The 13,481-nt window shown below is 68.3% G+C and carries 10 protein-coding genes and 4 pseudogenes; 4 read left to right on the top strand and 10 right to left on the bottom strand.

All coding sequences use genetic code 11. The features are described 5' to 3' along the window. Positions 1-742: 742 nt before the first annotated feature. Positions 743-1,135 (top strand): hypothetical protein, encoded by a 393-nt coding sequence (locus AB0F82_RS38195; RefSeq protein WP_362636325.1) that lies wholly within the window; start codon positions 743-745, stop codon positions 1,133-1,135. A gap of 168 nt (positions 1,136-1,303) precedes the next feature. Here AB0F82_RS38195 and AB0F82_RS38190 read toward each other — a convergent pair whose 3' ends face one another. After that, on the bottom strand, positions 1,304-1,555 hold the full coding sequence (locus AB0F82_RS38190; RefSeq protein ID WP_362636322.1) for a hypothetical protein: 252 nt from the start codon (positions 1,553-1,555) through the stop codon (positions 1,304-1,306). 132 nt (positions 1,556-1,687) lie between these two features. Here AB0F82_RS38190 and AB0F82_RS38185 point away from each other — a divergent pair, with 132 nt between their 5' ends. After that, complete coding sequence (locus AB0F82_RS38185; RefSeq protein ID WP_362636319.1) at positions 1,688-2,047, top strand: hypothetical protein; 360 nt, start codon at positions 1,688-1,690, stop codon at positions 2,045-2,047. A gap of 53 nt (positions 2,048-2,100) precedes the next feature. After that, positions 2,101-2,339: pseudogene (locus tag AB0F82_RS38180) on the top strand (helix-turn-helix domain-containing protein); the annotation flags it as partial. Positions 2,340-2,826: 487 nt separating this feature from the next. Here AB0F82_RS38180 and AB0F82_RS38175 read toward each other — a convergent pair. From AB0F82_RS38175 to AB0F82_RS38140, 8 genes and pseudogenes are all read right to left on the bottom strand, one after another. After that, positions 2,827-4,689, bottom strand: a complete 1,863-nt coding sequence (locus AB0F82_RS38175; protein ID WP_362636316.1) for a DNA/RNA non-specific endonuclease — start codon at positions 4,687-4,689, stop codon at positions 2,827-2,829. A gap of 658 nt (positions 4,690-5,347) precedes the next feature. Next, positions 5,348-6,262 (bottom strand): annotated as a pseudogene (locus tag AB0F82_RS38170) (IS5 family transposase). A 657-nt stretch (positions 6,263-6,919) separates the two neighbouring features. Next, positions 6,920-7,474: pseudogene (locus AB0F82_RS38165) on the bottom strand (MFS transporter); the annotation flags it as partial. A gap of 76 nt (positions 7,475-7,550) precedes the next feature. Then, complete coding sequence (locus AB0F82_RS38160; protein WP_362636314.1) at positions 7,551-8,483, bottom strand: ABC transporter permease; 933 nt, start codon at positions 8,481-8,483, stop codon at positions 7,551-7,553. Beyond that, a complete protein-coding gene (locus tag AB0F82_RS38155) occupies positions 8,480-9,403 on the bottom strand; it encodes an ABC transporter ATP-binding protein (protein ID WP_362636311.1) in 924 nt (307 codons plus the stop codon). Before AB0F82_RS38155 ends, AB0F82_RS38160 begins: the two co-directional genes overlap by 4 nt. Next, positions 9,400-9,789 carry a GntR family transcriptional regulator gene (locus AB0F82_RS38150; RefSeq protein WP_362636308.1) on the bottom strand — a complete coding sequence of 130 codons (390 nt, stop codon included), beginning with the start codon at positions 9,787-9,789 and terminating at the stop codon, positions 9,400-9,402. Before AB0F82_RS38150 ends, AB0F82_RS38155 begins: the two co-directional genes overlap by 4 nt. A 154-nt stretch (positions 9,790-9,943) precedes the next feature. Continuing rightward, positions 9,944-10,654, bottom strand: coding sequence for a cytochrome b/b6 domain-containing protein (locus AB0F82_RS38145; protein ID WP_362636305.1), 711 nt, complete (start codon positions 10,652-10,654; stop codon positions 9,944-9,946). Next, entirely contained in the window at positions 10,596-11,261 is a 666-nt protein-coding gene (locus tag AB0F82_RS38140; protein ID WP_362636327.1) for a molybdopterin-dependent oxidoreductase, read from the bottom strand. Before AB0F82_RS38140 ends, AB0F82_RS38145 begins: the two co-directional genes overlap by 59 nt. Positions 11,262-11,712: 451 nt before the next feature. On the opposite strand from AB0F82_RS38140, the gene AB0F82_RS38135 reads away from it, so the two are divergent. After that, positions 11,713-12,792, top strand: a complete 1,080-nt coding sequence (locus tag AB0F82_RS38135; RefSeq protein WP_362636302.1) for a hypothetical protein — start codon at positions 11,713-11,715, stop codon at positions 12,790-12,792. Positions 12,793-13,054: 262 nt separating this feature from the next. Here AB0F82_RS38135 and AB0F82_RS38130 read toward each other — a convergent pair. Continuing rightward, positions 13,055-13,481: pseudogene (locus AB0F82_RS38130) on the bottom strand (hypothetical protein); the annotation flags it as partial.

Raw genomic sequence — 13,481 nt, 5'->3', positions numbered from 1 at the left:
TCGTCCGTCTCCTCAGATCGACACCAGACCGGTGAGCCTAGCCCCGAACGACGGTCACCCCATCACCTTGATCCACTTTCGATACACGGCCTAGTGGCACGTCAGGACTACCAGGCCCACGTGCGGGCGGCGGACGTGGTGAGGTCTGGGTCGTACGATCTTCGGTGTGATCCGTCCTCTCTCAGGTCCTCTTACGTGGAGGCATCCCCTTGCAGCATTTGTGCTGACTCTCCTGATAACCACCTGCTGGTACGGGCTGCAACCGCTCTATCCGGATTGCACGTTCGCCTCCAGCGGTTCAGCGACGCCGGAGGAGGCGTATCAGCAGGCAATCGCGTCGGGGCAGTGCGAGCCGTCCCACGCGCGTTGGACCACCTGGACCGGTTGACGCCCCTCCTGGAGAGGACAGGCGTAGTGCCGGCCCCCGGCCGGTGCGCAGAGTCTCTTGGGGCGTGCAGGCGACAGCAGGCCCCGAGCATCAATCGGTGGAGTGGCACTCCTCTGTTCTGAACTGGTGCCACGATGGGTAGGAGGACGCCAGTCAGTGTGCGAGGAGGTCCCGTTGAACGAGCCGCTGGAGAACAAGGGCCCGAAGGTACCTCCCTCATACCCGCCCCGCACGCCGCCCCCGCAGAAGAAGCCGATCGAACTTCCCCGGCCCGAGCCGAAGACGAAGCCGGCCGGTACCACGCTCCCCGTGTCCGGCCCGGGCCAATTCCGTATCGGGACCCGCCGTCCTCGCATGGCGGTGAGAAACCGGCGCGTCAACAACTGGGTCCTGATCGCGGACCCTTGGGCGGCCGGCAAAGCGGTCCGCCACGTCACGGCAACCGTGCGCGGTTGGCGGTACAGCCATCCGGGAGACCATCTCCTGGAGCAGACCGTGCGTCTTCTCGTCGACACCGCCGTGAAGGACACGGGCAAACGCATCAGCGTCCACCTGGCCGACCAGGACGGCCTGCTCCTCGTCGTGGTCCTCAGCCACACCGGAGTCGAGCCCGACGACACCGTGCTCACCTCACTCGCCGCGATGACCGGCACGGTCAGTTGCGGCACCGACGCCTGCGACGAGGGAAGAAGGGTCTGGTCGCTGCTGTCCACCGAACCTCCGCGCGACCGGGCACCCGTCACCTGATCCGTCGCGGACGGTTCGATCAGCTCACTGGGCCACGCCAGGCTCGGTCCAGCTGCGGGACAGGCCTCCGGGTGCGCCGGAAAGGGGCACCCACCACGGCGGCGCGCGAGGACGGGTGAACCTATCCGACCCGCTCGCCTCGCTCGTTCAGCACGCGCCCGCAGCCGGTCAGCCGTTCGGCCTCAAGAACTCGATGCCGGGGAATCCGGTCTTCGAGGTGCTCGGCGTCGTCGAGTCGGCACGGTGACGGTACTCGTCCAGCAGCCGGAAGAACTCCTCGATCGGAGTGGAGTCCGGAGGTGTGGTGTGTTCGATCTCGGCGGCCCCGCCAAGAGAGCTGGACGTTTCGCTACGCTCGTGAAGCCATTGCGTGAATCGCTCTTCGGGCCAGAAATCGAAAGGTTCGTCGATCGCGTGCACGCCTAAGGGCTGTCCCGTAACTGCTGGTCACGGAGCTGGCCAGGTGCGGAAGCTGCGTAGCTGCCGAGTTCGCGATGCCGGTATCGTCCGGTCTCCCGACCCGCCGTACCAGCGGCCTACGTTCAGAGAGCGATGCGCATGACCCGCCAGCAAGCAACGACGACCCTGTGGCGTCCCACCGGCCCCAAGGAGCTGGATCTGGTTCGGGAGCTGAACTGGCGTGCGTGGCCGCCCCGGCTGCCCGAGCAGCCGATCTTCTACCCGGTCCTCAACGAGGACTACGCGATCAGGATCGCGCGGGACTGGAACGTGAAGCACGATGGCGCCGGCTTCGTCACTCGTTTTGAGGTCGAGTCGGAGTTCTTGAGCCGTTATCCCATCCAGCAGGCGGGCGGGCAGACGATCCTCGAGCTCTGGGTTCCGGCCGAGGAGCTTGACGACTTCAACGCCCACATTGTCGGCGAGATCCAGGTGGTCCACGAGTTCCACTGAGGCGGGGAGAGCTTGCTGACGGGAGCACGTTGGCCCGGGGCGATGATCCCGACGTGGCTGGTGTGATCACGGCGTCGGAGCCGTCCTGGATAGCCCCCTTCACCGGGCTGAGCCCGCGTGCCTTCGGGAAGCTGGTGACCGTGCTGCGGCGCGAAGGCGCGGACGCGGCCCGCAAGGGCCGATCGTGGGGCCTGTCACTGGAGGACCGGGCGCTGCTGGTCGCGGCTTACTTCGAACAAACTTGACGATGCGCCAGCTGGCGCCGCTGTTCGCGGTGTCGAAGTCGGCGGCGGACCCGCTTGCGGGGCTGGAGCGCGAGCATCGGCCCGAGATGGCCAATCACGCGCCGAGCAGTTTCAATCGGATAGACAGCTCGAACCTAGCCAAGGTCTTGCTGAAGCAGCTCACGGAAGCCGTTGCACTGACGGCGAGCAGGCTGCCCGCCGCGGAGGCCGAGCAAGTGAGCAGGGACCTCTCCGCCTTCCAGGACGAAGCGCTGTCTGGAACACCGCGTAGGAATGTGCTCCAGGTCTTCGGCAGTCGCTCCAGAAGGCGGCCGACTTCGTCGGCGACGTCGGCGCCCCGATCGCGAACCTCGTCACCGCCGTGATCGGCTTGATCGCGTAAGTCGCGTGCCTGGGGCGGTGTCCGTCGGCGGCGCTGCGCGTCAGCCGCAAGGCCCGTCCTGCCGTCACCGCCATCCCTCTTTCCCAAAGGTGGGGCGACGGGAAGGCTGGAGGGCTGAGGATGGCGGGCCCTGACCCCTCCAGCCCAGTCGGTCAGTGCCAGTCGATGTCGGACAGGTCCTCGAGTGGAGTACGGGCGGCGAGTGATTCGGGCACCGAGAGGGTGTCGGCGTTGCGCAGTGCGGCGGGGAAGCGGAATCGGCCTCTTGCTTCGACCTCGCTCAGTGTGACCTGGAAGACGCGGAACTCGTTGAGTTCGAGGGCTTCAAGGCGGTTGAGGTTCTGGGTGAGCATGAATGCCTTGGCCTTGAGCCGGCCCTGCTCGACGAACGCGAGGACCTTGAAGAATTCGCGTGGGATCCGGGTGTGGCGGTAGACGCGGTCGTCTTCCTGGAAGAGCGGACCGCCGAAGGCGCTGACTTTCAGGTCGTCGATCTCGGCTTCGGCGAACAGGGCGTCTTCGAGCCGGCCCCAGAGGCCGCCCTTGCTGGACTGGTTGAAGTCTTCGATCTGGGGGGTGATGTTGGTGTAGAAGAAGGAGTCCTTGTTGGCCTTCTTGGCCTCCAGGGGTGCTCCCCACAGCAGGTCGGCGCGTCGGGCGATGTGGCCGCGGTCAAGTGGGTTGTCTTCGTACAGCTCGTTGCCGATCTGCGCGTCGTCGGGCAGGCGGGGATCCTTGGCGAATCTGATGCCCCGGCGGGGCAGCCTCTGGATGGTGGCGCCGTCGATGTTCCAGGCCACCCAGAACGCGAATCCTCTGACGCCGTTGAGCGCGAGGGAGAAGTGGGTGTAGGGGATGACATGGCTTCCGTCGAGTTCGACGGCGTCGGCCTTGACCGCGGCGGTCAGACGCGGGGTGTCGATCCGTACGCCGAGGAAGTCGGGGTCGTAGCCCTGGACGACGACCGCTTCTTCGACGGACGGGGGCTTGAGGGTGATCTCGAGTTTCTCGAAGACCGAGCGTGGCAGGCAGGCGAGGGCATGTTCGTCGGAGCTGAATTCGTCCTCGCCGCCGAAGTGGAGGCCTGCCATTACTTTGCCCGGCCGGCCGTTGCTGGCCTTGAACATCCACACGGCGCCGGAGTCGCCGCCCTGGCTGACCTCTCCGTTGGCCGGGCGGTTGGCCGGGTCGGGTTCGATCTCGAAGCAGCCGATGTTCCGCAGGCCCACCGTTTCGCCGTAGTCGAGCTGTGCGAGGGTTTCGATGCGGCGGACCACGCCGTGGGTGACTCCGGTGGTGCGGCCGCTCTTGATGACCTTGTCGCCGAGTTCTGGCTCGCCGAGCTCTTCGGGGACGACGTCGAGTTCCAGGATCTCCTGGACGAATCGGCGGTCCTCGATGGTGGCGACGGCGCAGTCGCCGGCCATTCCGAGGTGGGAGCGCTTGAGGGTGCCCAGGCGGTTCTGGGCGATGCGGTTGTCGTCGTGGGGTCCGGGCTGTACCACCACTTCGCCCAGTTCGCCGTCCTCACCGTGCAGGACATGCCAGTTGCTCAGTACCAGGGGGGTGCCGTCGTTCTTGTCGAAGACGATGCAGCCGATCGTGCCCGCGGAGACTTCCTCGTGCCCGACACTGGCACCGGGAGCGATCGGGTCCAGGCGCCGCTTGCGGGTCGGGCTCTCCGCCTCGGCGACCACCTGGAACTGTGGCTTGTAACTGCGCTGGATGACATCGGTCGGCACCTCGACGCCGTCGACCGTGATGGTCTGCGGGATCATGATGGTCTCGAGGTCCTCCAGGTCCTCCGGCGCTGCCTTCGTACCCACCGTGAACTGGAGCGTGAGCTCCTTGGTTCGTGTCCCGCCCTGTTCGCGGTAGCCGATCCCGATGCTGTTCACGTTCGGATCGGTGAGGTAGGTGTGGCCCTTGGTCCGGATGAACTGCCGGAGGGCGTCGATGCGCGCGTCCTGCCCAGGCGTGGTTTTGGAGGCAGCGGTCTTCTTCTTGGGCGGCATACGATCCCTTTCACGGAGGCGTACGGGTACGTGCTGCGTTGGGATCTGGGGTGGCGCCGCCGGCCTCGTCGGGTTCTGGGGCGTGCGCATCGCGCCCGCCAGGGAGCGAAAGCCCGTGCAGAGCGGCGTGCCTGGATGCCGGCATGAACGGCCACGGCCACCCCATCGGCACTCAATGTGAACAGCAGGGGACTTTCCGTACGCGACGGAGTGTAGGGCAGCAACCCCCGGCAGGAGGCCCCGGCCACGCCCAGCGACCGGCTAGGAGCTGTCCGGCCGATCATGGTCGGAGTCGACCTCTCTGAAGTCGATTGCCCGAAATCCGTTGGCGCGCGCTCCGCCGTCCAGGCATCCCACTGGGACGGGTAGGCGGAACACGTCTGCGCAACCCGCACCACCATCAGAGCCTCAACCTGATCCATCCAGTGATGGGGCCAGTACCTGTCCCTTCGATATCGGCACGGTGCAGGCTGCGTCGAGCGGCATCCTGGCCCTGACAGAGACACACCGGAGTCCTGGAATGAGGGCCTCTCGGAACTCCTGACCGAATGGGACGACGGCACCGGCAGCGGCGTCATCAGTCTTGAAGCCTTCCTCGCGGCCTCTGGCCTGGTATTGGCTCCAGGCGCATCGGTGAGATGACGTCGTGAAGGCGCGGTCATGTTCGGAGCCAGATGAGGACGGCTGCCGCCGTTGCGGTGCCGAGGAAGACGTAGCCGCGCTTGTCGTACCGAGTGGCAACGGCTCGGGCGTGCTTGACTTGTTGATGGCCCGTTCGACGGTGTTGCGCTTCTTGTAGCGGTCCTCGTCGAAGCCTGGTGGCCGTCCGCCTCGCGAGCCTTTGCGTAGGCGGGCGGCCTGGCTGTCGGTCTTCTCCGGCATGGTGTGCCGGATACCGCGTTGTCGCAGGTAGTCGCGGCAGGGCCCGTTGCTGTAGGCCTTGTCCGCGGAGAGACTGTCCGGCTTCTTGCGGGGCCTGCCTATCCCGAGTCGGGGAACGCGGATCTTCTCCAGGACTAGCTTGAACTGGGTGCAGTCCGCTCGCTGCCCTGGCGTGACGACCAGGGACAGCGGACGGCAGCGGCCGTCCGCGCTCAGGTGGAGCTTGGTCGTGAACCCGCCGCGCGAGCGGCCCAGGCCCTCACTTCCAGCACCACCTCCACCAGGCGGGCGACGAGGCTCTGCCACGGCGTCTCGCCCTGGTGTTCTGCTGGCATGTCCCCTTTTGAGGAGGGAGCCGGCGGCGGATCGGTGCGGGCGCCGGCGGCATGCTGGTGGAGTCGACAGAGATGTCCCAGTCAATCTCACCCGCTGCATCGGCCTCGGCCTGGACGTGCTGGAGCAGGCGTTCCCAGGTTCCGTCGGCCGACCACCGGCGGTGTCGTTCGTAGACCGTCTTCCACGGCCCGAACCGTTCGGGCAGGTCACGCCATTGCACGCCGGTCCGGACCCGGTGAAGGATCCCGTCGATCACCTGCCGGTGGTCCCGCCACCTGCCGCAACGCCTGTTGCTGACCGGCAGGAACGGCCGCAGCCGTTCCCACTCGGCGTCACTCAGATCACCCCGCCCCATGTCCCCGTCAACGAGTCCGAGACGGAGCAGTCACATGATCGGCCGGACAGCTCCTAGCAAAGCCCGCCCCGCCCGGCGGTCCCTGCGGATCACCCGGTGCAACGTCGACGCCGACGGCACCGTCGCACCGCCAGCCGCGGCCAACCGGCGCCTCAGCTCAGCGACATTCCCTCCCACCTCGCCCAGCAGCGCCCACACCTCGTCCGACACCGCATGCCCCTGCCGGACCGGAGCCTCCACCTGCCCAGTCGCCTTCGCCTGCTCCAGCCAGCGCCACACCGTACGCTCGCAGACACCCACCGTCTCAGCGACCGCACGCACATGCCTCGTCGCGAGCTCCCCCGCCTCCTGCCGCTCCAGCAGACGACGCACCACCAATCCCCTGGGCAGCACGGGCCCACGACCGGCCTTTACCTCTTGGTCCACCCCACGATCACACCGACCGAACCCACCTCACCGCATAAAAACTCTCGAACCTGAGACAACATCAGCTGCCATGCGACAAAGCCCCACGACAGCGATCCCACCCATCAATCTCTCACCTCATGACAGCGCCCCACCCACCCACAAACACCCACCGACCAGCCCCGCAACACCCACCCCTAAACCAGCACGACCGACTCTCACCACCACCGACACCAACCCGAGAGATCACACCAGGACCACCGCGACGGCGGCGCCCGTGAGCAGACCGAGCGCGACCGTGAACGACTGCCAGGCCCCGTACAGGCCCCGGCGGCCCGGTGGCGCCCCTTCCGTCATGACCGAGACCGCCCCACCGAACTCCCCGCCCGCCGAAAGCCCTTGCGGGATCCGCAGCAGTGCCAGGAGCCACGGCGCGGCCGCGCCGATCGACGTGTACGTCGGCAGAAGGCCGATCGTCGCCGTGGCACCGGTCATCAGGCAGAGGAGCAGGACGAGCGCGGGTCGCCGGGCCACCCGGTCGCCGAACCGCCCGAACACAGCGGCCCTGACCGGCCGGAAGAAGCACGCCAGGGCGAACGACGCGTACGCCTTGACGAGCCCCTCCACCTCGCTGCCGCCCGCCGGAGTGAAGAACTGCGCCGCGATGACCGTGGCGAAGTAGCCGTAGATCCCGAACTCGTACCACTCGATGAAGTTGCCGACGGATCCCGCCACCAGCGCCCGGCGGGCGTCGTCCGGCCGGACCGTCGCAGAAGGCCGGACCGGACCGGGGACGGGTGTGCTCATGGATCAAGCGTGTTAACCCCCGGGCGGCTCCACAAGCGCCATCCGCCATCCGACGTACACCGCCCCCGTCGGGGGGTCAGCCGCGCCGCGCGCCCACCAGCCGGAACGCGGCGAACAGGGTGACGCAGGCCAGGGCAAGGACCAGCGAGCTCTCGATGAGCTGCGTCGGCCAGTGGTGCGAGGCCGGGTGGAACTCCACGTACCAACTCGTGACGTTCATGTCCGGCGGGCAGACGCTCATGTCGTGGGTTCGCTCGAAGCAGGCGTACCGGGGCAGGCGCTCACCCGAGGACGTGAGCAACCCGCCCTTCATCATCAAGGCGGAGCCCGGCATCACGTCGTAGAGGTTCCCCTCCAGCGGCATCGTGCGGGTCACCGCGGGGACGAGCGACCAGCGCAGCGCACCGAAGCCCAGCACGACCAGGCCGGTGAGTACTCCGGTGAGGGCCATGGAGACCAGCGTCCGCCGGACCAGCTGGCCGATGAGCACGCCGAGGGCCACGCCGAGCAGGCAGTAGGCTGCGAGCACCGGACCGGAGGCCTCGTACGTACCGCGGTCAGCCCAGTGGAGCTGGTAGGTGTGACTCACCCGCACCCAGCCGAGTCGGTAGACGCCGACGATCGCGGCGGAGCCGAGCAGCGACATCACCGCGGCCACCACGACCTTCGAGCCGAGCCAGCCCTTCGGGGTGGTCGACTGGGTGAGGGCGAGCCGCCAGGTGCCGCTCTCCAGCTCGCGGGCCGTCATCGGGCCGGCCGCGAAAGCCCCCACCAGCAACGGCATGAACAGCACACCCGCGCCCGCGTACCGCATGAAGTAGTACAGCAGTTCGTAGCCGTGGTTCGGCGTCGATGCGCCCAGCCGCCCGGAGGGCAGGCTCTCGGCCCAGGAGCGCAGGACGATCACGACGACGAGACCGGCCACCATGACGGCGGGCACCGTCCATAGCGCGCGTCGGTGTTGGCGGACGGCGACCCGGTACGGGCCCTTCAGCGTCAGGCCGCTCATGCGCGTACCCCCGTCGTGGTCAGGGACTCGCCGGTGGAGTCCTCGGTGGAGTCCCCGGTGCAGTCCTCCGTGCGGAAGGACGGGGCGTCGGGGAAACGCAGATGGGCGAGCAGGAGCTCCTCCAAGGTCGGTTGCTCGGCCTGCCAGACCCGGTGGTCGACGGGCCCCCGCGGCCGTACGAGGGCGGTGAGCTGACGGCCGGTCGTGCGGGACTCGACGACGGTGTGGGCGTCGAGTTGGGCAGAGGCGGTGGCGGGGCCGGTGAGCAGCCGGTGGGCCGCGGCGACCTCGTCGATCGGGCCGCACAGGCGGATCCGGCCGCGGTCGACGAGCAGGAGGTGGTCGCAGGCGCCCTCCAGCTCGGTGAGGATGTGCGAGGACATCACCACGGACGTGCCGTTGTCCGCGGCGTCGGCCATCAGGGTGCCCATGAGCTCGCGCCGGGCGAGCGGGTCGAGGTCGGCCATCGGCTCGTCGAGGAGCAGCAGGTCTGGGCGTTTGCCGAGGGCCACGGCCAGGGCGAGGCGGGTGCGTTGCCCGCCGGAGAGCGTACGGACCCTGGTGCGCGGGTCGAGGTCCCCGGCCTCGACGATCCGCTCCGCGGTCGCCGCGTCCCAGCATCCCGGGTTGAGCTCGTGGCCCATCCGCAGGGTCTCGCCGACGGTGAACTGTGGGTAGAGGGGCTTGTCCTGCCCGACGTACGCGAGCGTCTCGCGCGGCGCCGTACGCAGGGTGCCCTCCGTGGGGAGCGCGAGCCCTGCGGCGAGGCTCAATAGGGAGGACTTCCCGGCGCCGTTGGGCCCGACGAGCGCGCACACCCGGCCTTCGGGGAGGCGGAAGGAGCAGTCGCGCAGCGCCCAGCCTCCCCGGCGTCCGTAGCGTAGCCCGAGGCCCTTTGCCTCGATCACGGTTTCCGTCATGCTTCGCCGTCCCCCTCGAAGTGCTGTTCCAGTACGGATGTGAAGAGCGCGGCCACGTCGTCGCGCTCCAGGCCGGCGCCCCGGGCCCGGCGGGCCCAGTCGGCGAGTTCGTCGCGCAGCGGAGAGTCGGCCGGGGCGCTGCCCAGGGACTTCCGGATGAAGGTGCCCAGCCCCCGCTTCGCCTCGACGAGGCCTTCGCGTTCCAGTTCGCGGTAGGCCTTGAGGACGGTGTTCGGGTTGATGGCGGTGGCCTCCACGACCTCGCGCGCCGCCGGCAGTTTGTCGCCCGGCTCCAGCAGGCCCAGGCGCAGGGCCTGTTTGGTCTGCTGGACGATCTGCAGGTAGGTGGCGATGCCGCTGCGCCGGTCGATGCGGTATTCCAGCACTCAACACCACCCTTTCACTAGTCAAGTAGTGAAAGGGTGGTGCACGGGTGGGGCATCTGTCAACTCACTCTGAAAGCACCAGGGATGACACCGGACGGAAAACCCGACGGAAGGAGCGGACGGAAGGAGCGGTTGTCGCCGGCCGGTCGTCGACTCATCCGGTGTCTACGCCGTTCGACGACCGTTCCGGGCTCTCGTCCTTCGATTCGTCCGCGAGCCACAGCGGGTGCTCCCGCTTCGCCCAGGGGCGGTCGACGGACCCGGTACGCATGCCCCTCCGCGCCTCCGGGTCTGCGAGGCCCGTCCTGATGTGCCCGGCCAGCACCGCCCCGATGGCCAGGGCCAGCCAGTCGTGCACGAAGGTGGCACTGGTGCGCCACACCAGGGGTGTCAGATGCGTGAACCACATCAGCAGGCCGGTCGCCAGCATCACCAGGACGGCTCCCGCGATCCACGACGCGTAGATCTTCTGGCCGGCGTTGAACTTCCCCGCGGGCCGGGATCCGCGCCGGCGGTCGCGTCGACGCACCGCGCGCAGCCACTTCCTGTCGTGCGGAGCGAAGCGGTTCAACCTGCGCAGATCGGCCCGGAAAGCGGGAGAGGCAAGACCGAGCAGGAACGGCGCGGGCAGCAGGATCCCGGCCCATTCGTGGACCGTCACCACGAGGTACCTGCGACCGACCAGTTCGGCGAGCTGCGGTACGTACAGCGCGGCCGCCGTCGCCACGCACAGCAACGTCAGTGTGGCGGTCGCGCGGTGGACCCAGCGCTCGGCCCGGGTGAACCGGGCGACGCGTCGGGTCGGCTCAGACGGTGGGAGTGTCACTGCGCCCGTTGGACCCGCCGACCCAGGCGTCGACGTCATAGCCCCGCTCCTCCCAGTAGCCGGGGCGCACCTCGGAGGTGACGGTGATCCCGGAGAGCCATTTCGCCGACTTGTAGAAGTACATCGGCGCGACGTAGAGCCGGACCGGGCCGCCGTGCGAGTGGCTGACCGGCTCGTCCCGCATCTGCAGACAGACCAGCACGTCGTCGCGCCGGGCCTGCGGGAGCGTGAGGCTCTCGCTGTACGCGCCGTCGAAGCAGGTGAAACGGATCGCCTTGGCCGTGGGATCGACACCGGCGGCGTCCAGCAACCGGGACAGTCGGACGCCGGCGAAAGCGGTCTCGGGGACCCGCCAGCCGGTGACGCACTGCACGTCCCTGACGACACGGGTCTGCGGCAGCGCGCGCAGGGCGTCGAGGGTGTACGTCGTGGGGCGCTCGACCAGGCCGTCGACGGTGAGCCGATAGTTCTGCTCGTTCTTCCGCGGTACGGAGGTGGCGACGGAGTAGTACCGGAAGCCGCCCCCGTTGGGGAACAGCCCGGTGAGCCCGGTCGGGTCCTTGTCCGAGGCGGCCCCGAGGAAGGCTTCGATCCCGCGCTGTACATACGGTGCGGCAACGAGGCCCCCGGCGCCGAGCCCGAGCATGCCGAGCACCAGACGGCGACCGACGGGGGTTCCCTCGAAGTCGGGGTGGTCTGTCGTCACCCCTCGATTCCAGCACCCCGGGGTGCTGGGCACCAGAAGGACCGGCCCGACGTCAGACTTCCGTCACAGTTCCGCCGGCCACGTGAGACCTGCCCACGCGGACGGCAGGGGCGTGGCGCAGGCCGGCTGCCACCCGGCCTGCGCCACGCCCCGCGGCCCCTGACTGCTCAGGCACTCTCGGCGGCGAACATCCAGTGGTGCTTCTCGAGGTCGCCTCGCTCTCACCTCGGCGATCGAGTGTGCGTGAGGTTGGTGGCGCTTCTTCGGTCACCCGGTATTAGCTCCAGACCTGCTTACTGATTCTCGTCGGCGGCACGCGATATCGCGTGCTCTGCGAGGCCTTCTGAAGGGTTCTCAAATACCCACGCCACCCCTCTGGCATGCTCAATTCATGCTGCGAAAGAGAGCTGCCGCCAAGCGGCGGCTGGACGTGAAGCGGGCGACGCAGAAGACGCTCAGCGATCTTGAGCAAGCCTTAGAAGGGCTCGAAATACCTGATGGTGTATCGCGCGAGATTGCCAGTGCTCTGGCACAGCACGGACAGGGCACCGTAAGGAAGCTGACGACGAGCACACTCGTGCGTGTCCTGCTCTTTCTCGTCGCCATTTGGTGGACGGCGTGGGTGATCCCCGTCGCGCCGGACAGGGTCTCAGAGCTCTGGACACCGACTGGGGCGGCGCTGGTGGCCGAATACCAGAGAATCGACGCCCTGGAAGGGCCTCAGTGGTCAATGGCGCTGATCGGTTTCCTCATACCAGCCCTCATCGGAACCGTTCTCATGATCTTCATGACCCTGGCCGTACTTCTCTTCCTCATGGCGCCGGCATTGGCCACCTACTGGTCCACCACCCGCCTCTACCCCCTGTGGACCGACCACCCGGCTGTCCTCACCCGCAGGTACCAGCTGGTGAAATGGTCCGCGAACAAGGTGGTCGCGATCGGGCAGGCCTGCAACCAGGACAGCTACAGCGCGATACAGCGCGAGGTGTCCTCGGCGGTCAGCGGCGCCCAGGACCACCTCCTAGTCGCATACCGCAGGCGCGGAATACCCCTCCCACGCCGCCGCAGGAAAGCGGTACGAGAACACGCCCGCCTGGTGGTGGAGCGACTACGTGTGGCGGAAGCCGGCCTGGACACGGATCCGCATGACTCGGCACGAGAGGTCGCCCTGCTACTGACAACGATCAGCACACGGTACGCCCAGGGCCGGATTGGGGCGCTCCTTGACCACCCTGTGGTGGAGGAGGAGGACCTGACGCGCATCGAACGGCTGCGGAGGTCCAGAGGAGTGGTGCGCCTGCTGGTGTTCCTGACGCTGGCGGTTGGCGGGGTGTGGGGGGTGACCCTGCTGAAACTGCCCGACCAAGCAGAAGGCGTCGCAGTGATCGCGGTACTGGTCTTGGCCGCGGCGCTGACTCGGGCGAGAGTTCCGCAACGGGTACAGGACGCAGTGGGCCTATTGGCTCCCTAGAGCGGGGGCAACGGCCGGGGTGGATGCTGTCGACCGGGGTGGTGACCGGCGGCGTGTGACGGCGGCCGGGGTCTTGCCCGCGGTCGACAGCGCCACGGGGGCCGGGAGCGGCCCGTCCGAGGGCAACTCCCCGCAGCACCATTGCACCCTTCTCCCGGAGTGGGCCCGGTGTTGACGCGCGGATATGGGTGTGAGCCGCACCCGGACAGGTGCTCGTGATCCGGGTGCGGCTCTACCAGGACAGGGTCCGGTGGCCGGTCGGTCAGGGGCGGGTGGGGCTTGGATCGAAAAGGGGATCGAGCGGTTCGCCTTCGTACCCGACGACGAGACAGGCCGCGGCCACCGGTCCCCCAGAGAGCTCCATGAGCCGGGCCAGGGCCGCCGCCTCGGATGGCAGGCCGGCCGGGTCGAGACCGAGGGCCCGGGCCGCGCGGTCGCGTCGCCGGTCGAGGTCGGGCAGGTCCTCCCGGTACTCGTCGGCGACCGCCAGAAGTTCTTCGGCCGTCCGCCCGGGAGCGTCCCGCCACCACGGCGCCACGAGGCACAGCCGCACCAGCTCCGGCAGCCCGAGTGCGAGTGGGCCAGCCTCGTCGTGTACGGCGCGAAGGGCTTGTCGTTCACGACGGAGCCGGCCCGGGACAGGAGGCTGCCCCCGGGCCCTGCTCGATGCGGTCCAGCAGGGGCGCCGC

The sequence above is a fragment of the Streptomyces virginiae genome (assembly GCF_040638905.1).
Lineage (GTDB): Bacteria > Actinomycetota > Actinomycetes > Streptomycetales > Streptomycetaceae > Streptomyces > Streptomyces virginiae_B.
Note: the sequence above shows the minus strand (reverse complement) of the source record. Positions and strands in the feature narration are given on the sequence as shown.